At 56.0% G+C, this 18,907-nt stretch carries 18 protein-coding genes; 12 read left to right on the top strand and 6 right to left on the bottom strand.

Annotated elements, in window-relative coordinates; translation table 11 throughout:
• Positions 1 to 9: 9 nt before the first annotated feature.
• The 4 genes from BQ5353_RS10665 (at position 10) to BQ5353_RS10680 (ending at position 4,579) form a co-directional block, all read left to right on the top strand.
• Positions 10 to 1,212, top strand: a complete 1,203-nt coding sequence (locus BQ5353_RS10665; RefSeq protein ID WP_083386479.1) for an ABC transporter permease — start codon at positions 10 to 12, stop codon at positions 1,210 to 1,212.
• A 123-nt stretch (positions 1,213 to 1,335) separates the two neighbouring features.
• Complete coding sequence (locus tag BQ5353_RS10670) at positions 1,336 to 2,205, top strand: radical SAM/SPASM domain-containing protein (RefSeq protein WP_071428214.1); 870 nt, start codon at positions 1,336 to 1,338, stop codon at positions 2,203 to 2,205.
• Positions 2,206 to 2,311: 106 nt separating this feature from the next.
• Positions 2,312 to 3,232 (top strand): D-2-hydroxyacid dehydrogenase, encoded by a 921-nt coding sequence (locus BQ5353_RS10675; RefSeq protein ID WP_054331674.1) that lies wholly within the window; start codon positions 2,312 to 2,314, stop codon positions 3,230 to 3,232.
• 36 nt (positions 3,233 to 3,268) lie between these two features.
• On the top strand, positions 3,269 to 4,579 hold the full coding sequence (locus BQ5353_RS10680; protein WP_071428216.1) for a hypothetical protein: 1,311 nt from the start codon (positions 3,269 to 3,271) through the stop codon (positions 4,577 to 4,579).
• A 125-nt stretch (positions 4,580 to 4,704) separates the two neighbouring features.
• Here the strand turns inward: BQ5353_RS10680 and BQ5353_RS10685 are convergent, their stop codons facing one another.
• Together BQ5353_RS10685 and BQ5353_RS10690 are read right to left on the bottom strand one after the other, a co-directional pair.
• Positions 4,705 to 6,171 (bottom strand): sodium/glutamate symporter family protein, encoded by a 1,467-nt coding sequence (locus BQ5353_RS10685; protein ID WP_071428217.1) that lies wholly within the window; start codon positions 6,169 to 6,171, stop codon positions 4,705 to 4,707.
• Positions 6,172 to 7,014: 843 nt separating this feature from the next.
• Positions 7,015 to 8,193: a PDDEXK family nuclease gene (locus tag BQ5353_RS10690; RefSeq protein ID WP_071428218.1), complete on the bottom strand. Its 1,179-nt coding sequence runs from the start codon at positions 8,191 to 8,193 to the stop codon at positions 7,015 to 7,017.
• A gap of 346 nt (positions 8,194 to 8,539) precedes the next feature.
• Here BQ5353_RS10690 and BQ5353_RS10695 point away from each other — a divergent pair, with 346 nt between their 5' ends.
• The 8 genes from BQ5353_RS10695 (at position 8,540) to BQ5353_RS10730 (ending at position 15,834) form a co-directional block, all read left to right on the top strand.
• Positions 8,540 to 9,448 carry a substrate-binding domain-containing protein gene (locus tag BQ5353_RS10695; RefSeq protein ID WP_054331680.1) on the top strand — a complete coding sequence of 303 codons (909 nt, stop codon included), beginning with the start codon at positions 8,540 to 8,542 and terminating at the stop codon, positions 9,446 to 9,448.
• A gap of 248 nt (positions 9,449 to 9,696) precedes the next feature.
• Complete coding sequence (gene pstC / locus BQ5353_RS10700) at positions 9,697 to 10,566, top strand: phosphate ABC transporter permease subunit PstC (RefSeq protein ID WP_054331681.1); 870 nt, start codon at positions 9,697 to 9,699, stop codon at positions 10,564 to 10,566.
• A gap of 3 nt (positions 10,567 to 10,569) precedes the next feature.
• The gene (gene pstA / locus BQ5353_RS10705) at positions 10,570 to 11,439 is read left to right on the top strand and encodes a phosphate ABC transporter permease PstA (RefSeq protein WP_054331682.1); all 870 of its coding nucleotides are present in this window, start codon (positions 10,570 to 10,572) and stop codon (positions 11,437 to 11,439) included.
• Positions 11,439 to 12,197, top strand: coding sequence for a phosphate ABC transporter ATP-binding protein PstB (pstB, locus tag BQ5353_RS10710; RefSeq protein WP_071428219.1), 759 nt, complete (start codon positions 11,439 to 11,441; stop codon positions 12,195 to 12,197). The genes pstA and pstB overlap by 1 nt, the downstream gene beginning before the upstream one ends.
• Before the next feature lie 19 nt (positions 12,198 to 12,216).
• Positions 12,217 to 12,873 carry a phosphate signaling complex protein PhoU gene (gene phoU / locus BQ5353_RS10715; protein ID WP_071428220.1) on the top strand — a complete coding sequence of 219 codons (657 nt, stop codon included), beginning with the start codon at positions 12,217 to 12,219 and terminating at the stop codon, positions 12,871 to 12,873.
• 18 nt (positions 12,874 to 12,891) lie between these two features.
• Entirely contained in the window at positions 12,892 to 13,578 is a 687-nt protein-coding gene (locus BQ5353_RS10720) for a winged helix-turn-helix domain-containing protein (RefSeq protein ID WP_071428221.1), read from the top strand.
• A 3-nt stretch (positions 13,579 to 13,581) separates the two neighbouring features.
• Positions 13,582 to 15,300, top strand: coding sequence for a sensor histidine kinase (locus BQ5353_RS10725; protein WP_054331683.1), 1,719 nt, complete (start codon positions 13,582 to 13,584; stop codon positions 15,298 to 15,300).
• Positions 15,301 to 15,426: 126 nt separating this feature from the next.
• Positions 15,427 to 15,834: a helix-turn-helix domain-containing protein gene (locus BQ5353_RS10730; RefSeq protein WP_054331684.1), complete on the top strand. Its 408-nt coding sequence runs from the start codon at positions 15,427 to 15,429 to the stop codon at positions 15,832 to 15,834.
• A gap of 79 nt (positions 15,835 to 15,913) precedes the next feature.
• Here BQ5353_RS10730 and BQ5353_RS10735 read toward each other — a convergent pair whose 3' ends face one another.
• The 4 genes from BQ5353_RS10735 to BQ5353_RS10750 form a co-directional block, all read right to left on the bottom strand.
• The gene (locus tag BQ5353_RS10735; protein ID WP_071428222.1) at positions 15,914 to 16,384 is read right to left on the bottom strand and encodes a GNAT family N-acetyltransferase; all 471 of its coding nucleotides are present in this window, start codon (positions 16,382 to 16,384) and stop codon (positions 15,914 to 15,916) included.
• Positions 16,385 to 16,399: 15 nt separating this feature from the next.
• A complete protein-coding gene (locus BQ5353_RS10740; RefSeq protein ID WP_204211310.1) occupies positions 16,400 to 17,023 on the bottom strand; it encodes a thymidine kinase in 624 nt (207 codons plus the stop codon).
• A gap of 163 nt (positions 17,024 to 17,186) precedes the next feature.
• Entirely contained in the window at positions 17,187 to 17,957 is a 771-nt protein-coding gene (locus BQ5353_RS10745) for an SDR family NAD(P)-dependent oxidoreductase (RefSeq protein WP_054331686.1), read from the bottom strand.
• 218 nt (positions 17,958 to 18,175) lie between these two features.
• Positions 18,176 to 18,898: a hypothetical protein gene (locus BQ5353_RS10750; RefSeq protein ID WP_071428223.1), complete on the bottom strand. Its 723-nt coding sequence runs from the start codon at positions 18,896 to 18,898 to the stop codon at positions 18,176 to 18,178.
• Positions 18,899 to 18,907 lie beyond the last annotated feature (9 nt).

Below are 18,907 nucleotides of genomic sequence, written 5' to 3' on the forward strand. Positions count from 1 at the left end.
GGAAAAATAATGATCAAAGAAAACCTGAAAATGGCGCTGGAAAGCATCAAGTCCAACAAGATGCGCTCCTTCCTCACCATGCTGGGCATCATCATCGGTATTGCGTCGGTGATCACCATCGTCTCGGCGGGCAGCGGCGCCAAACAGTACATGATGCAGCAGTTCGAGTCTCAAACCACCACCGTGTACATCAATGTGGACAGCAGCGAGGCTCTGGACAGCGAGTACATCACCATGGAGGATATTTCTGCCTTGAGCAGCATGGGGGACTATGTGCGGGGGGTCACCCCCTATGTGGGGACCACCGGCGACGCCATCTTCCGCGACAAGCGCCACGGGGTGTGGATTAACGGCGGCACCCAACATATCGCCTTGGTGGACGGGGTGAGCGAGCTTTACTCCGGGCGGTTCTTCAGTGAAAGCGACTACCTGGGCGGCAAAAATGTGGCAGTCATCGACGACATCTTAGCCCAGGATTTCTTTGGAACCACCGACTGTGTGGGCATGGATATCGAGCTGCGGGTCAAGGACAAGCGGACTACCGTCCGGGTTGTGGGCGTCTGCAAAAACATGTATGGAGATTTCGCCACCCAGGACTTGCAAGGCAATGTCTACGTGCCCATGGGGGTAGTACAAGAACTGGACGAAGAGAGCAGCGGCAAGCTGCGGGGGGTATACCTGTACTCCTTTGATAAGAAGGATGTGGAGACCATGGGCAACGCTGCCGTCCGCCTTCTGGAGAACCGGCACGGCAACCGGGGCCGGAACATCTACTATGCCAACAACGCCAAGGCCCAGCTGGAGTCCATCAACAGCAGCATGGATATGATCCAGAGCTTTATCGCCGCAGTGGCGGCCATCTCCCTCTTGGTGGGGGGCATCGGCGTTATGAACATCATGCTGGTGGCAGTCACCGAGCGCACCCGGGAAATCGGCATCCGAAAGTCCTTGGGGGCGAAAACGGGGGCAATCCTTTTCCAGTTCCTCACCGAATCGGCCATTTTGACGGTGATCGGCGGCCTTATCGGGTTGGGGCTGGGGTGTGTGGGTTCCTACGCCATCTGCTCGCTGGCAGGCATCACCCCGGTGTTCACCCTCTCCGCCGTGCTGGGAACGGTGGTGTTTTCCGGGGTGGTAGGCCTCTTCTTCGGCATCTACCCGGCGCGCAAAGCGGCCCGGCTCAACCCCATTGAGGCGCTGCGCCACGAATAACCAAGCAGAAAAACTCCCCATTATGGGGAGTTTTTCTTTTACCCTAGCTTGCCGAAGCTATGGAAGGTGTGGTATGCTGACAAAACAGGGGATGTTTCCCCTCAAGAAAGGAGGGGGATTCCCATGAAACGGTTGAAACGGGTTTATGTGGAGATCACCAATGTCTGTAACCTCCATTGCAGCTTCTGTTCCCCCATGAGGCGGGAGCCCCGGTTCCTCAGCCGGGGGGAGTTTGCGTCCATCCTGGAACAGGTGGCCCCCTATACCGGTTACCTCTACTTCCATGTCAAAGGGGAGCCGCTGCTCCATCCCCAACTGGGGGAGTTTTTGGATCTGAGCGGCCAGGCTGGTTTCCAGGTCAACCTGACCACCAACGGCACCCTGCTGCGCCAGAAACTCCCCCAGTTGCTGGATAGGCCCGCCTTGCGGCAGGTGAACCTCTCGCTCCACAGCTTTGAAGGGGACCAGCCCCAGCGCCTTCAGGAGTATTTGGACAGTGTGCTGGAAGGGGTGAATGCCCTGCGCCAGGAGACCGGCGCCTACCTGGTGCTGCGGCTGTGGAACCTTTTGGCCGGCGACGCCATGCCAAAAAATAACCGGGTGATCCTGGAAAGGCTGTCCCGGGAGTTTGCCATCGACCTGTTTGAGGAGATCACCCACAGGGAGAAGGTGCGCAGCATCACCCTGGCGCCCCGGGTCTTTTTGAGCCAGGAGGAGGAATTCGACTGGCCCAGCCTGCAAAATCCCTTTGTCAGCGAAACCGGTTTCTGCTATGGCCTCGGCACTATGGCCGCCGTCTTGGTGGATGGCACCGTCGTGCCCTGCTGTCTGGACGGGGATGGGGAAATCGCCCTGGGGAACTTGTTCCAACAGCCCTTTGGGGAAATCCTAGAGGGACCCCGGGCCCAGGCCATCCATCAGGGCTTTACCAGGCGAAGAGCTGTGGAGGAGCTCTGCCGCCACTGCACCTACCGCACCCGCTTTGACCGGTAGCCGCCTCAATTGCAATTGGCCCCTCAACGGATTATACTGAGGGAAGAGCTATAGAAGGGCCGCCCTAGCGGCCTCCAACTTGAAATAAAAAAAGGAGGACCCCAGTATGAAACTTTTGCTCAACTACCCCTTTGGCTGCAAAGACCAGCTGCCCCAGGTGGACTTCCTCACCATTGAAGAGGCGTTCCAAAACCCTGCCGGTGTGGAGGCGGTCATCGCCCCCGGCGGCTTCCTGCGGGCTGAGAATCTGGACCGGCTCCCCGATCTGAAGTGGGTGCAGATCAACAGCTCCGGCTACGACATGCTGGACCTTAACTACTTCCGCCGCCGGGGTCTCACCCTGACCAACGGCAAATCCATCTTCTGTGTCACCGTGGCCGAGGACGTGGTCACCAAAATGCTGATGCTGGCCCGCCAGAGCCGGACTTATTTTAAATTCCAGGAGGAGCGGGTCTGGGCCAGCCGCAGTTACTACAACTCCTCCCGAAGCCTCTATGGAAAGACAGTGGCTCTTATCGGAGTGGGGGCCATTGGCTCCGAGATCGCCAAGCGGGTCGAGGGCTTTGGGATGAAGGTCATCGGATACTCCCGCAGCGGCCGCCCGGCCCAGGGGGTGGAGAAGGTCTACACCGGGGAGGAAGGCATGAAGGAAGCCCTTTCCCAGGCGAATTTCGCCGTGTTCCTGACCCCGTATTCCCCAGAGACCCATCACCTCATCAACAAAACCACCCTGGGCTGGATGAAGCCCTCCGCCTATGTGATCAATGTCTCCCGGGGGCCGGTCTGCGACCAGGAAGCCCTGGCCAGCTGCTTGAAAGAAGGGGTCATCGCCGGAGCGGCCATCGATGTCACCGACCCGGAGCCCCTGCCTTCTGACAGCTTTTTGTGGGACATCCCCAACCTGATCCTCACCCCCCACCAGGCCAGCGCCGGCGATATCATCGACCAGCGGGCGGACGAGCTGTTCCTCCACAACATAAAGGCGTACCTGGAGGGAGAGGAACTCTGGAACCTGGTGCGCTTCTAACTATCGGACCCAATCGTTGCGGAAAGGAGGAGCCTTATGCGAATCGCCATCATCGCCGCCCAGAATTCCCTCTCCCGCATCCGGGAGATCGACCCGGTCATCTCCCACCTCTGTGAGCCCCAATACCTGCCCTATGCCGATTTAGAGGAGATGCTTTCCCTTTGCCGGGTGGCCCAGGCGGATGGCATCCTCTTTTCCGGTCTTTTGCCTTACAACACCGCCCAGGACGCCTTGGGCCCTTTTCCCCAGCCCACCGCTTACCTGGATGTGAGCCAGCGGGATTTTTACAAGGCGCTGACCCGCATTGCACTCAACAACCGGGGGATGGATTTTTCCCGGGTTCTCATCGACGCCACCAACAAGTCTTTTGACCTGGGGGGGATCTTCCCTCCGGGGAAGGGGCCTCTCTACGGCCCGGAGAGCGATGTCCGGGGCAGTGACATCTACCAGGACTACCTCTCGGCCTACCGCAACGCCTGGCAGAGCGGAAGAATCGACCTGGTGGTCACCCGTCTGACCAGCCTCAGCAGTGCCTTGGAGCGGGAACACATCCGCCATGAGATCCTTTTCCCCTCCAAAACCTCGATGATCGACACTTTCCGCCGGCTGGTGAGGGAGGTGGAAGCCCAGCAGATGGCCGACTCCCTATCCGCCTTCATCCTGGTTTCCCCATCGGAACCCGGCGGTATGAAAGGGGTGCTCCTGTATAAGGCCCTGATGGACTTTGGCCGGGAACAAGGGGCTTCCTTTGTCATCCGCCAGAGCCAGGAGCGGTTTGACGTAGTCACCTCCAGTGGGGTGGCCCGCCGCCTCACCCGGGGATACACCTTCTGCCCGCTGGAAGAATACCTGCGGGAACAGCTGGATTTCCCGGTGAACATCGGGTGGGGGATTGGCGCAGATGTGCTCAGCGCCCGCCGGAACGCCGCCCGGGCCCTGGGGGAATCCCAGCACAGCGGGGGACGGGGTTCCTTCCTGGTTACCCAGGAGAACCAGGTCATCGGCCCCTTGGGGGAGGAGAATGCCATCGCCTATACCGGCTCCCCCAACCACAAGGCGGAGGTGCTCAGCCGCCTGCTCTCTATGTCGCCGCTGGCGGTGCAGAAAATCCTTTCTGTGCTGGAAAAGCTGGGGAGGGATCAGCTCACCAGCCAGGAGCTGGCGGAATATCTGGGCATCACCCAGCGCAGCGCCAGCCGCTTATTGGGGCAGATCACCCAGAGAGGAGGCGCCCAGGAGGTGCTCTCTGACGGCCCTTCCAGGCGGGGACGGCCTCAGAAACGGTACCAGATCACCTTTGACGCCCTGTTGGCAGGGGCGGAGGAGGGCGCTGGGCACCGGGAATGATCTTCCTCCAGTGGGGAGAAGCCTGTTTCCGGCGTGGTGCGGGCACCTTATAGAGACGCAAAAGAAGGCATCCAAACGGATGCCTTCTTTTGTCGTTTTGGGTAAGGGGAGATGAAATATCAGTGCTAGTTCCCAGAGGAGCCAGAAGAGGGGGTATCGCCTGCCAAAGCGGGCTCCGCCTTGCGGGAGAACATTTTGGAAAGACCGCCTGCCGCAGAAGTAATGACCATATAGATCAAAAAGAGGATTGCAGCCAGGGTGAAGTTGCTCATGGTGGAACCGGTGGCCAAGACGCCTAAGGTGATGGGCTGGGTGATCAGCCCGGAGAGGGAGATCAGCGAGAAGCCCATGGAGAAATCGGCCAATGCAGGGGTGTCGTAATCGGGGTCGCAGATTTTCAGGAGCATCATGCCGGTGATCATAACGCCGGTGGCGGTGCCCCAGCAGATGATGGCCCGCTCAAAGGAGTAGTCGCCCTTGAAAAAGACGTCGTGCATTTTGAATACAAAGACATAGGTGGCTACCATGCCGACGGCCATCATGACGATCAGGGGGACGGCGTAGGCGAGAACCGCTTTTACCGGCAGGCTGGCGATGGCTGCGACGATGGCGAAGTCGCTCATGGCGCCGGTGATTTTGGCCTTGACTTTGGTGTCGATCATCCAGTTGAGCTTCAATTTGATGAGCAGGGCGTTGATGCCGAACATGATGACCATGGCGTAGATCCACACGGGAAGGCTGGCAAATGCGGCGATGCCGGTGCGTTTAAGCAGATTGAGGGCCGCATAAGCGAGGCCGCAGCCGCCCAGCATCAGGGCCAGGTGGAAGGTGGTCGTCTCAATGGAGGAGTTCATAAAGGTCTCCCGGCCCATGGAACCCTGCTTGGAGATGTCGGTAGTATACCCTTTCGCCATGGAGGCGGGGATGTCGCCTGGCTTTTTCAGGATGGAAGTTTTGCCTTGTTTGGCCGCCATGTTAATGGCGATAATGCCGATGATCATGCCGCCGATGATGCCGACGGTGGCAGTGGTGACGGCGATGCCCTGTGCGGTAGCCCAGTACTCGATGCCCAGGCCCTCCAAAATTTTGCCTACGGCACCGGCAGTTCCATGGCCGCCGGTGTAGCCTGCGGAGAGCTCATACCCAAAGGTGCGGTACAGCTGATATTTGCCGCCGCCAAAGTAGGTGAAGAAAAGGTTGGTGCCGTAGCCGATCATGTTTTGCAGGGCGCCAATGGCGGCGAACAAACCGAAGGCTTTGAGCACATTGGGAGCGGTCTTGCCGCCCATGCCAGTGGTCTTGCCGCTGCTGTTCATGAACATGCCCAGAGGTACCGAGGCGAAAACCGGAACAATCAGGATGCCGGGGAGCAGGGACCAGGTGTTGATCCAATCCTGGGAGACGCGGATGATGGCGTGATCCCCCATGACAATGGGGCCAAACAGCAGGCCGATGAATCCGCCGATGACCGATGCTGGCAGGAAAAGTTGCTGGAACAGTTTTACCTTAGCTCTCAAGAAGGTGCCCAGCAGCAGAAGGCCGCTGAGAACGGCTAGGCAGCAGAGAAGATCGGTTAGCAGAGCGGATGTCATAGTGTGTTCCTCCTTGTGGAAGCAGCCAGTGAATGATGGGTTGCTGCAATGTTTTGCATAATTATTTTTTATTGGCTGCATTTAAGATGGCCTTATCTTACATCCCAAAGTCTTAATTGTCAAAGGTTTTTTCAAAATCTCGCCACAAATTGTTAAAATGCTTGTATTTACAAATATACAGAGGTTTATTATGTGTAATTTATATAAAATATAAAGAATAAATACTGATAAAGAGGAGGAAATTGGGACAAAATACGATCAATTTCTAGTGGCAAAAAATCAAAAAATGGCGTATAAATGTCCGAAAATAGAGATAAAATAGGCGATTTAGTATCCTATTTCAGACATAAATATATTTATTTATGAGATATTAAATGGATTTAACTTGCAAATTAAGCTTGGATTTCCGAATGTAACTCTAGATGAGGCGAAAATGCCTTAAGCAAACGGAATTTGGGTTTTGATAGTTTCAGACATTTTATTAATAAAAGACATTTACTTTGATCGCTTTTGGGAGAAGCCCGCTGCTAGCATAATCCCCAAAGCATGTACCGGAACCTTCGGCCAGCCCTCTTTGACGCTGATTTCCTCTTTTTCCTTTGCCTCGCAGGCTGCTTTTCACCTGTCAGTAAATGCACAAACAGCTCAGCTGAGGAAGGAGCATCCTTCCTCAGCTGAGCTGTTTGTGCGCTTGGTTTCTGGATCTGCGGCCTGGTCAGCCAATGGGCGTTTATACCGGCCGGTTTCTTCGTTCCCGTGGGCGGCAGTATGCGATCAGCATTTGATTTTAAGCGGGGAAAGGTTTTTTGAGCGGCTTGTTTCTCACTCTGCGGTGCATGGAGATTATTCAGCCTTCATGATAACCTTCAGCCGGTGTCCCAGCTGCCCATGTTTCAGTTCTTCCAGGTCGATCACGGCGATTCCCAGCTGGGCGGCGCGGTGCCGTGTAGCAGCATTGCAGCGACTGGTGGAAACAATGACCGCCTTTGCACCTTTCCCGCCGAAGCGGTCCCGGAGGATGGCCAGTTCATTGAGGGCTTCCGTCTTGATATCGCTGACTTTGCAGCTTATAAACAGGGGTATGACACCTCGCGTTGCTATCACATCGATCTCATTGGTTACGCTCCCATGCCCTAAAACATCATCCCATCGAACGACGGCGCTGCTGATGACATCTCCAAAGATGTTTGTCTCCAAACATGCTTTGTAGACATATAATTCCAATACACTGCCTACATCACGCAGCCAGACACGTGTATTCCTGTCCCGGAAGCGGAAGGACACCGATTTTCCGGGAATGATGGAGAGGGCATGGATAAAGCCTATGCGCTCAAATTCCTGAAGAGCATCCTCATTGGCAGAGATTTTCCCGCCATGCTCCCCTTTTACGGTGTAGCTGCCATGAATGGATAACGAGGGGGACTGTCCATATTCAGTCGGCGAAACCCGCTGTATATAGGTAATGATATTGGCCCACTCGCGCCGAAAACGCATAAAGCAGGAGAAAAATGGATCGATGTCGCCAAGGTACCTCTCAAGAATGGCGTTGTCCACCCGCCCGGGAAGCAGCGCGCCTCCTGCCATCAGGAAAAAATCCTCTACGGAATAGGAGAGATGACAGGGTACATTGTCTGCAAAGGATGCGTCGAAGATATCGTAGAAGCGATTCTTTTTGCGGGAGTAGGTGAAGGCAGGCACGCCTGTTTGAGCCGTAAACATGCCAGCGGCAAATAGCGCAGCATCGCTGCCCCCTGTGACATCTAGCGCGCAGTCGGGATACTGCTCACTGATTGAGAGAAGCTGACGCAGTATATGGTCTGCCTTAAACATGCTGCTGTCTAAAAATGTCAGTTTTGGTTCCCAGCCTCTGTGCAGGAAAAATTTCCGAAGCGTTTCCTGCCAATGTCGGCTTTGGGCGATCTTACCCGGACAGAGATAGACGATGCGCTGGGGCCGAAACATATCAGCTGCCAGGATATTTTCGATGGCTCGTTCATCATACAATTCAATTAACGTGTTCATGTACCGCGCCGCCTTTCTGCTCGTTCTATTATACGGCACAATTCTTCTGTTCGCAACAGGAACATAACGGTGCATCCTATTGATGCCTGTAAAATTGAGTGAGAAAGAAAACGCCGGGGGCAAACCTTTACAAAAACCGGCCTTTGTGAGGGGAAATAGGGGAATTTAGCGGAAGAGCAGGCTTTACAAATCAATTTTTACAAAGTCGCTTCTCCATCTTCCAAAAAATTTACATAAGAAAATGGGATGTTTACCCAATCTTTACGATAGGGGGCCTTGCATCTTTACACAAGGGATTTATAATCCGGTTGTAAACAAAAAAGGTTATATCAAAGGAGATTTTAAGATGAAAAAGTTTCTTTCCATTGCAGTGGCTTCTCTTTTAGCAGCAAGCGCCCTGGTGGGCTGCGGCGGACAGGGAACCTCTTCCCAAGGGGGCAGCTCCTCCAGCACTCCCAGTGAGGATTCCTTCAAAACCTCCAGCGCCATCACCGTCATCGCACGGGACTCCGCTTCCGGGACCCGGGCCGCATTCCATGAGCTGATGGGGGTCATCCAGAAACAGGACGGCACCACTGTGGATAACCTGGTGGTGGGCGCCCTGGAATTTGATGGCACCGACAAGGTCATCACCGCTGTGGAGGGCGATCCTTATGCCATCGGCTACATCTCCTTGGGGTCGGTCAGCGACCGCATCAAAGCCGCTAAGGTTGACGGAGTTGCCCCCTCTTCTGAAACAGTGAAGGACGGCAGCTACCCAGTGGCAAGACCTTTCCTGCTGGTGACCAATGGGGAAGAAAATGAACTGGTCCAAGATTTCCTTGCCTACATCGCTTCGGCGGAGGGCCAGGAGATCGTCACCTCCAAAAACTATATCTCGGTGGAGGAATCCCCTGCCCCTTACACCGGTTCCGGAAAGTCCGGCACCATCAAACTGGCCGGTTCCACCTCGGTGGAGCCTCTGATGCAGGTGCTCACCGAAGGGTACCGCAAGGTGAACCCCGGCGTCACCTTTGAAATCCAGGCCCAAGGCTCCAGCCAGGGCATCAAGGCGGCCATGGACGGCACCTTTGACATCGGCATGAGCTCCCGGGAATTGACCGACGAAGAAGCTTCGGCTCTCAACAGCCACGTCATCGCCATGGACGGCATCGCGGTCATCGTCAACAACGAAAACCCTGTGGAGGGTTTCACCTCTGAAGACCTGACTGCCATCTACACCGGTGAGATCACCACCTGGGACGAGATAAAATAACCTTCTTCCGCTCACTCCTCAGGGCCCTTCCCATCCCTTGTCCAGAGCCGGGGGATGGGGACCCTTTTGAAACCGGTTTGCAAAATGTCCATACCGTGTTTTGCAAGCTCCTTTTTTCCCGCTGGCTGGCGGTGTGCCGCATCCACATGCCGCACATCGCCATTTGGCGTTTTTCGGGCCTTTTTCCTCCAGGCCATTTCCCTATGGGGGAGGGGAGGCCCGCTGCGTAAGTTTATCAGGAGGCGACTATGAACCACAAAACATTCTCGGAACGGCTGATGGAGCCGCTATTCCTCCTTTCGGCTGCCGTGTCCATCGCATCGGTGGTCATGATCTGTGTCTTTTTGTTTGCCAGCGGCCTGCCCGCTATCGCCGAGATCGGACCCTTTGAATTTCTCTTTGGACAAAGGTGGAAACCGGTGGACGTCCCACCTTCCTTCGGCATCCTGTCGATGATTGTGGGAACCTTGTATGTCACCGGCGGGGCCATTGTCCTGGGGGTGCCGGTAGGCATCCTCTGCGCCATCTTTTGCGCTTGCTTCTGCCCCAAAAAGCTGCACAAGGTCATCGGGCCTGCGGTGGGGCTGCTGGCAGGCATCCCCTCCATCATCTACGGGTTCTTTGGCATGCAGTTGGTGGTGCCCTTTGTGCGGACACACTTTGGCGGGAACGGGTTTTCCATCCTATCGGCAGCTATTATCCTGGGAATCATGATCCTTCCCACCATTATTTCCATCAGCGAATCCTCCCTGCGGGCGGTGGACCCCTCCTACCTGGAGGCGGCCTTGGGATTGGGCGCCACCTATGAGGAGGCGGTCTTCCGGGTGGTGCTTCCCGCGGCCAAATCCGGGGTGTTGACCTCTATCATACTGGGGATCGGCCGTGCGGCTGGCGAGACGATGGCGGTTGTCATGGTAGCGGGCGGCGCGGTGATGCCCCTGGATAAAATCGAGCTTTTAAAACCCATCCGCACCCTGACCGCCAACATTGTCACTGAGATGAGCTATTCCTCTGGCCTGCACACCGACGCCTTGATTGCCACCGGGGTGGTGCTTTTTGCCTTTATCATTCTATTGAACCTGCTGCTGGGCGTGCTGCGGGCCAAAAAGGAGGGCTAAACCATGGAGAATACCTTCAAGCAACAGGCGATGATCTACCGCCGCAAACCCTTATCCCTGGTGTTGCGGGGAATCGTATGGGCATGTGGGATCTTCACTGTGGGCATCCTTCTGTTTTTGCTAGGCTTTATCCTGGTAAACGGCCTGCCTTACATCAACTTGGACTTCCTCACCCAGGAGTACAACAGCGAGAACCTCTCCGCCCTGTCCTCCATTGTGGCAACTTTGGAGATGATCTTCTTTTCCCTGCTGTTCTCGGTGCCTGTGGGGGTGTTCAGCGCCGTCTACCTGGTGGAATACGCCCGGCGGGGGAGCCGTCTGGTCAAGATGGTCAAATTGGCGGTGGAGACCCTGGCGGGCATCCCTTCCATTATTTACGGCTTGTTCGGCATGATTCTGTTTGTCACCATGCTGGGCTGGCAGACCTCCATGCTGGCGGGCATCTGCACCTTGTCTATCATGGTGCTGCCGGTGATCATCTCCTCCAGTGAGGAGGCTTTGCGGGCGGTACCGGACAGCTACCGGGAGGGGAGCTATGGCCTGGGGGCAAGTCGGCTGCGCACCGTCTTCGGCATTGTGCTGCCCACTGCGGTGCCGGGCATCCTCTCCGGGGTGATACTGGCCATCGGGCGGATTGTGGGGGAGACCGCCGCCCTCATCTTCACCAGCGGAACCAACGTGGGCAATGTGACTGTGGATGTGATGAAATCCCAGCGGACCTTGGCCATCCACATGTACATGCTGGCCAACGAAGGGCTCCCCCACTCCCGGCAGATGGCCTTTGCCACCGGTTCGATCTTGATCCTGGTGGTGTTGGCTGTGAACCTGGCCGCCTCCAAATTGGCGGCAAAATTGAAAATGGAGCAAAAATAATGAGTGAACCGATCAAATTTTCCATTCAAGATGTCAATCTGTATTACGGAGACTTCCAGGCCCTCCACCACATCTCTTTGGATGTGCCGCAGAACAGCATCACTGCCTTCATCGGCCCCAGCGGCTGCGGAAAGTCCACCATGCTTAAGTCCCTCAACCGGATGAACGACCTAGTGGAGGGCTGCCGCATCGAAGGGGACATCCTGCTGGACGGGGTGGACGTCTACCGCCAGATGGACGCAGTGGAGCTGCGCCGGCGGGTGGGGATGGTGTTCCAGAAACCCAATCCTTTCCCCATGAGCATCTACGACAACATCGCCTACGGGCCCCGCACCCACGGGGTAAAAAGCCGCAGCCAGCTGGATGAGATCGTGGAGGAGAGCCTGCGGGCCGCCGCCATGTGGGACGAGGTGAAAGACCGGCTGAAAAAAAGCGCTTTGGGCCTTTCCGGCGGGCAGCAGCAGCGGCTGTGCATCGCAAGAGCTCTTTCGGTGAAGCCGGAGGTGCTGCTGATGGATGAGCCCACCAGCGCCCTTGACCCCATCTCCACTATGAAAATTGAGGATTTGGTGTTGGAGATTAAGAAAAAATACACTATAATTATAGTGACCCACAATATGCAGCAAGCCACCCGCATATCCGACCGGACGGCGTTTTTCCTCCACGGGGAGGTTGTGGAATACGACGACACCGCCAACCTCTTCTCGATGCCCAAAGACAAGCGCACCGAGGACTACATCACCGGCCGGTTCGGTTAACGAAAGGGGAAATGGGACGATGAGAACACGGTTTGACCGGGAGCTGGAGACCCTCAACCTGGAAATGATCCAGATGGGGAGCCTTATTGAACGCTCCATTGAATCCACAGTGCAGGCCCTGATTGAGAAGGACGTAGAACTGGCCCAGGAGGTCATCGGCTATGACAAGGACATCGACGATATGGAGCGGGAGATTGAAACCCGCTGCCTGCGCCTTCTTTTGCAGCAGCAGCCGGTGGCGGCAGACCTTCGGCTGATCTCCACCGCCCTCAAAATGATCACCGATATGGAGCGGATCGGCGACAACGCCGCCGACATCGGGGAGATCACCTGCCGCATCGCCCGGGAGGATTACATCAAGGAGCTGCGGCACATCCCCATGATGGCAGAGGCCACCATCCGGATGGTGAAGGGGAGCGTGGACGCTTTTGTCCACCGGGATTTGGAAAAAGCCCAACAGGTCATCGACACCGATGACGAGGTGGATGACCTGTTTGAAGAGATTAAGGCGGAGCTGATCGGCATGATCCACCAGGATGCGGACTGCGGCGCCCAGGCGGTGGACTTTTTGATGATTTCCAAGTATTTGGAGCGGATTGGCGACCACGCGGTCAACATTGCCGAATGGGTGGTGTTCTCCCTGACCGGGGAACACAAGAACCACCGGATCTTATAAAACCAAAGGAGGCGCAACATGGCGCTGATTTATTGTGTGGAAGACGATTTGGGCATCCGGGAACTGGTTCTCTGCGCCCTCGGCACCGCTGGCCATGAGGCCAAGGGATTTGAGAATGCCGACCAGTTTTTTGCCGCAGTGGGGGAACGCCGGCCCCAGATGGCAATTTTGGACATCATGCTGCCGGATACCGATGGCATCACCATCTTAAAAAAGCTTAAAGGGGACCGGGCCACCGCTGACATCGCGGTGGTGATGCTCACTGCCAAAACCTCCGAACCGGATAAGGTGGCGGGGCTGGAGCTGGGGGCGGACGATTACATCGCCAAACCATTTGGGGTGCTGGAGTTCCTGGCCCGGGTGAAGGCGGTGCTCCGCCGGACTGGCAAAAAAGGGGAAGGGGACGGCAATGTCCTCTCCTGCGGGGAGCTGACCTTGGATGTCGACAAGCGGGAGGTTTGGTACGGCAGCCAGGAGATCAGCCTGACCTACAAGGAGTTTGAACTGCTGCGGTACCTTCTGTCCAACCAGGGGTTTGTCCTCTCCCGGGACCAGATCACCGAACGAATCTGGGGATTTGACTTTGAAGGGGAAAGCCGCACCGTCGATATGCACATCAAGGCGGTCCGCCAGAAACTGGATGAGGCCGGATGCCCCTCCATCATCAAGACGGTCCGGGGCGTAGGCTATAAATTGGAGGGATAACCAGTGAAACGACGTATTTTTGGAAGCCTGGTCCTCCTTTCCACCGTTGCAGCGCTGTTGGCGGGGGCGTTCAGTTCGGTTTTGTATTACCGCCTGTATGCTAGGCAGGCAAAATTGGAGCTGCGCACCATCGCCTCCCTGGTCACCCGGGATCAACATCTGGTAGGGGGGGATTATTCTGACCTCATCCGGGAGGCGCTCTCCGCTGTGGAGTACGACCTGCGGGTCACAGTGGTGGATTCCAGCGGCAAAGTGCTGGCAGATTCCCACGCCGACCCCTCCACATTGGAGGAACACGGCAGCCGGCCGGAGATCCGGGAGGCTTTGGAGTCCGGCACAGGGGAAGAACTGCGCCATTCGGACACCCTCTCCCAGGACACGTATTATTACACCTTGCGGCTGCCCGATGGGCGGGTGGCCCGGTTTTCCCGCCCCATCAACAGCATCTATGCCATCTTTTTCTCCACTCTGCCCGCCTTGTGCTTTGTTTTGGCGGCGGTGTTCCTGCTGGCCTGGGCAGTGGCCCGGATGCTGACAGGGCGGATTCTCGCCCCGGTGGAAGGGGAGGCACAGCACTTGAAGGACAGCCTGCTGGATGGAGTGGAATACCGCGCTACCCCGGGGATTTATGAGGAGCTCTCCCCATTTGTGCTGACCATTCGGCAGATCAGCCAGGAGCTGGACCAGCACATCGATGAACTGAAACGGGAGCGGGACGCCATTGGGGTGATCACCGAGAACATGCACGAGGGGCTGATCCTCCTGGACCGGGAGATGAAAGTTCTCTCCATCAACAGCGGCGCCCGCCAGTTCCTCGGGGAAGAAACGGCTGTAGACAAAGGACGGCACATCCTGGAGTACACCCGGGATTTGGAGTTGATCGACCACATCCGCACGGCCATGGAGACAGGGGACCCCCTCTCCTTTGACCAGCAGAGGGATGGCCGGTACGACCGGTATTTCATCAGCCCAGTCCAAACCGAGGACGGAGCCCTCTCCGGTGCGCTGGTGCTCATTGTGGACATCACCCGGGAAAAGCAGGCGGACATCGCCCGGCGGGAGTTCACCTCCAATGTCTCCCATGAGCTGAAAACCCCGCTGACCACCATCAAAGGCTTTGGGGAGATGCTAGACGAGGGCCTTATTACCAAACCGGCAGATGTGAAGAAATACGGCGGCCTGATCAATCAGGAATCGGTGCGCCTATTGGGGATGATCAACGACCTGCTGCGCCTCTCCCGCATTGAGGAAGGGGCGGGGGTCAGCCTTTCTAAAGTCAACTTGAGGGACTGCGCCCAGCGGGCGCAGCAACAGCTGGCCCGCCAGATCGAGGAGCGCGGAGTGACTGTCACGGTGGAAGGGGACGCCGTCCTCCGGGCGGATGGCGGCTATCTGGATGAACTGGTCTTCAACCTGCTGGAAAATGCAGTCAAGTACAACAAAGCCGGCGGCCGGGTGGAGATCCAGCTGGGGACAGAAGGGCGGTCGGCCGTCCTCACGGTGAAGGATACCGGCGTGGGCATCCCGGAAGGGGATCAGGCCCGGGTGTTTGAACGATTCTACCGGGTGGACCCCAGCCGCAGCAAGGACCGGGGCGGATCGGGCCTGGGGCTTGCCATTGTCAAGCACATTGTGGAGCTGTTCGGCGGCGCCATCGACCTGCAAAGCCAGGTGGGGGAAGGCACCGAAATCACCGTCCGCATCCCCATCCGGGAGGAGTAGCGGTAATTCCCCTGTCCTAGGAAACTGGGGGGAAACCAGCAGTCGGCCGCTGGAAACCATTGGTCGGTTGCGCAATTGTCCTGGGAATGGTATGCTGTAGTCATCAAGCGGACGGAGGGCAATGGGATGAACAACCAAACGATGGGAGCTATGGTTGCGGCGTTGCGCAAAGAAAAGGGAATGACCCAGGCAGATCTGGCGGCCCGGATGGGGGTCACCGACAAGGCGGTCTCCAAATGGGAGAGGGACCTCTCCCTGCCGGATGTCCACTCCATCCCTAAGTTGGCCCAGGTTTTAGGGATCTCGGTGGAGGAGCTGATGGGGAGCGCTGCGCCAAGCGGGGAGGGGAGGAAGCCCCTCCAGCCCCTGGTTCTCCTGGTGGTCAAAGCGGTCGCCTTGGCCATGGGGGTCAGTGTCACAGTGCTGTCCATCCTGGGAAATCTCAGCATATCCACCGGGTTCATCCTATTGGGCATTGGCCTGACCTGCGTTGGCATCTGCCTTTTGCAGGAGAAAAACAGACCAGGGCAATAACTGAGTCTTACAAATCCATACAAAAAAGGACCATCTTTCCCCCTAGGGAAAGATGGTCCTTTGCCATGTATATGGGATTCTAGTTTTGTCCCAGGGGGAGGCGCATAGTGGTCATCACCGGGGAAAAGCCCTCCCGTTCGTAGAGTTCCGCTGCCCGAAGGTTGCTGTTGAGGACCCCCAATTCCAGATAGGCGTGGCCGCGTTTTTCACTCCAGCGGCGGGCGGCCCGGATCAACTGGGTGCCGATCCCTTGGCCCCGCTGGCTGGATTCCACCACCAAATCCATGAGATAGCCGTAGGTGTGGGGCACCAGGCAGTCGTATGGGGCGGTGTGCATCTCGGTCAGCAGCACCAAGCCCAGGACCTCTTCCCCCTCCTTGGCGACCAATAGGGCGGAAAGGTCATGCTCCAGAATTTTCTCCAAAAATTCCTGGTTTTGATCCGTAGGCTGAAAATACGCAGGCTCTAAGAGGGCCATGCGGCAGAACAGCTCCCGGTATAGCAGGCGAACCCCCTCCAAATCCCCCTTTGTGGCGGCACAGATCTCCATGGGAAAACCCCTCCTCTAATCCAGTTTGACCAGATTTTCTTTCACGACGCACAGGCGGCAGCGGGGCTCATAGGATTCGCTGTCCCCAATGACCACCAGCCGCTCATCCTCTTCCGTACGGGAGATGGGCTTGCCGTCCACCAGCCGCTGGGTGTACATAGCGGGCCGGCCGCAGCATTTGCAGAAGGCGCTTTTGGTGACAATTTCATCGGAAAAGAGAAGCAGGGTGCCGATGCAGCCAAAAGGCCTGCCTAGGTAATCCAGGTTTAGACCCGCTACGATGACGTGTTTGCCCTCTTGGAGTAGAAGCTCTACAATCCCCACCAGCTCCTGGGAGAAGAACTGGGCCTCGTCAAAGGCGACCATATGGGCATCCTGGCAGGGGGCGAGGATCTCCCCAGGAATATCCACCTGGGAGAGGTCTTGGTGGATGGAATGGGCCTTCATCCGCAGCCCGATCCGGCTGACCACCTCATCGTCGCTAAACCGGTTGTCCAGCCGGGGCTTGAACACCTCCACATGTTTGTTTTGGTATTCCCTAGCCTGGAGGCAGCGTTTGATGAGCTCACCGCTTTTCTCTGAGAACATCGGACCAATGATTGTGGTCAAAAATCCAGCTTTTCCATCGTTGTACAACAAAACGTTTCTCTCCTTCTGGGAAAATCGGCAGGAATCCACTGCAAACTTCCTCCAGTTTACCACATTTTGCGGATGGAATCAATGACGGCGCCTTTGATCTGGATGGAAAAGAGGCACCCCCGAAATTTGGGAGCACCTCTTAATTGGAACAAAAAGAAGAAGGCTATGGCCGGCGGCCGCTTCCGCCTTGGAGGGAGATGGTTTCGCCAGTAATATAGGCGGCATCTTCAGAGGCGAGGAATACGCAGACTCGGCCGATATCGGTTTCCGGATCGCCGAAGCGCCCAAGGGGGATATCCGAGATGGTCTTTTCATACAAAGCGGGGTAAGCTTCTCTCCACTGCTCCAGACTCTTGGTCATGGCAAGAGGGGCGACAATGTTGACCCGGACGCCATCAGGGCCCCACTCTGCCGCAGCTACCCGGGAGAGACCGCGGATACCCTCTTTAGCCGCAGCATAGGAAGACTGGCCTACTTTTCCGACGATTCCGGCGCCGGAGGCAAAGTTGACCACAGAGCCTTTGCTCTCTTTGAGATAGGGGTAACAGGCTTTCATATAGAAGAAAGTGGCGTACAGGCCGGAGTAGATGGCCTGGTCAAAATCTTCCTTGGTGTGGTCCACCAGCAGGACGCCTGATTTGGAATTCTGAGCATTGTTGACCAAAGTGTCGATACGGCCGAAAGCCTCCATGGCTTTCTCTGCCACAAGCTGTGCAGAAGCCTCATCGCCGCCGTCGGCGACAACAGTCAGCACTTTGATGCCGTAGTCTTTCTCCAAGGAGTCTTTTGCCTTTTCCAAGGTGGAAGGGGTGCGCCCAGTCAGCACAAGGTTCGCTCCCTCTTTGGCGAATGCTGTGGCCACGCCAAAACCGATGCCTTTGCCTCCTCCGGTGATAATGACCGTTTTATTGTGCATTTTGCCTTTGCAATCCATAAATTCACATCCCTTTATTGGATAATATTTTTATTTGATTGTAGTGTACCATAAAAGTATAAATTTGAAAATAGATATTTCAAAAAAAAATTTAAAAACTCAGATTTTTATAGGAGCCTCTAAAAAAGAATCAGTATTATTGGTTAATCTATTAACGCATAGGCGAAAATAAAAAACCGGCCTTCCAACAGAAAGCCGGTTTTTGGAAAAGCAGAAACTTAATCTTTTTTGATGGGGGTGACTTTGATCCAGCCTTTTTTGAAGAAGATATAGGCGCTCAGCAGGGTCAGAGGGATACAAGCCAACAGGGCAAAACCTTCTTTACCTTTGATGGGGTGAATCAGGTAGTTAAACAGAATGATGGCGATCAGAGGAGGAACCATAGCCAGAGGCTTATTCTGAATCATATAGTCACCGGATTTTTTACCCATAATAGTACCGACAACCAAGCTGCCGAACAGAGCGGGAAGCATATAGGCAGTAGCGGTTTTTACCATGGGATGAGTCAGAATGGGCTGCAGGGGAGTCAACAGGACAACGCCCAAGGCGACAACGATCATAGTGACCATAGAGGAAACGGCAACACCGATGCAGGAGACAGCGTCGCCAAGGTCAGTGCCCTGGGAAGCGCCAGTCAGATCCAGAGCATTGAGCACGCAGGGGATCTTCAGGTTCTGCACGTTACCGGTAATAAAGCAGATGTAGCAGGAAGAACCCAGCATGGGGGTGAAGCTGATAACCTCCGAAAGGGCGGTGGGCACATACATCGTCAGAAGGCCCATGGCGCCAACGACTACTTGGTTGAAGCTGGGCATAATGTCATAAATGGCGCACAAAACCAGGGGAATGCCAAGCATAAAGGCGATGGCGATAACGGTGCCGATACGGCCGATATTATGGGCTGTATTTACATATTCACTAACACCAGGATGTTTGCTCATTGTTCACTT

Origin of the sequence: Merdimmobilis hominis, assembly GCF_900104615.1 — a bacterium.
Lineage (GTDB): Bacteria > Bacillota > Clostridia > Oscillospirales > Ruminococcaceae > Merdimmobilis > Merdimmobilis hominis.

Bases quoted from the DNA above. Each gene is read 5' to 3' on its own strand.
- BQ5353_RS10665 (WP_083386479.1), top strand. From the start codon at position 10: ATGATCAAAGAAAACCTGAAAATGGCGCTGGAAAGCATCAAGTCCAAC.
- BQ5353_RS10670 (WP_071428214.1), top strand. From the start codon at position 1,336: ATGAAACGGTTGAAACGGGTTTATGTGGAGATCACCAATGTCTGTAAC.
- BQ5353_RS10675 (WP_054331674.1), top strand. From the start codon at position 2,312: ATGAAACTTTTGCTCAACTACCCCTTTGGCTGCAAAGACCAGCTGCCC.
- BQ5353_RS10680 (WP_071428216.1), top strand. From the start codon at position 3,269: ATGCGAATCGCCATCATCGCCGCCCAGAATTCCCTCTCCCGCATCCGG.
- BQ5353_RS10685 (WP_071428217.1), bottom strand. From the start codon at position 6,171: ATGACATCCGCTCTGCTAACCGATCTTCTCTGCTGCCTAGCCGTTCTC.
- BQ5353_RS10690 (WP_071428218.1), bottom strand. From the start codon at position 8,193: ATGAACACGTTAATTGAATTGTATGATGAACGAGCCATCGAAAATATC.
- BQ5353_RS10695 (WP_054331680.1), top strand. From the start codon at position 8,540: ATGAAAAAGTTTCTTTCCATTGCAGTGGCTTCTCTTTTAGCAGCAAGC.
- pstC (WP_054331681.1), top strand. From the start codon at position 9,697: ATGAACCACAAAACATTCTCGGAACGGCTGATGGAGCCGCTATTCCTC.
- pstA (WP_054331682.1), top strand. From the start codon at position 10,570: ATGGAGAATACCTTCAAGCAACAGGCGATGATCTACCGCCGCAAACCC.
- pstB (WP_071428219.1), top strand. From the start codon at position 11,439: ATGAGTGAACCGATCAAATTTTCCATTCAAGATGTCAATCTGTATTAC.
- phoU (WP_071428220.1), top strand. From the start codon at position 12,217: ATGAGAACACGGTTTGACCGGGAGCTGGAGACCCTCAACCTGGAAATG.
- BQ5353_RS10720 (WP_071428221.1), top strand. From the start codon at position 12,892: ATGGCGCTGATTTATTGTGTGGAAGACGATTTGGGCATCCGGGAACTG.
- BQ5353_RS10730 (WP_054331684.1), top strand. From the start codon at position 15,427: ATGAACAACCAAACGATGGGAGCTATGGTTGCGGCGTTGCGCAAAGAA.
- BQ5353_RS10735 (WP_071428222.1), bottom strand. From the start codon at position 16,384: ATGGAGATCTGTGCCGCCACAAAGGGGGATTTGGAGGGGGTTCGCCTG.
- BQ5353_RS10745 (WP_054331686.1), bottom strand. From the start codon at position 17,957: ATGGATTGCAAAGGCAAAATGCACAATAAAACGGTCATTATCACCGGA.
- BQ5353_RS10750 (WP_071428223.1), bottom strand. From the start codon at position 18,898: ATGAGCAAACATCCTGGTGTTAGTGAATATGTAAATACAGCCCATAAT.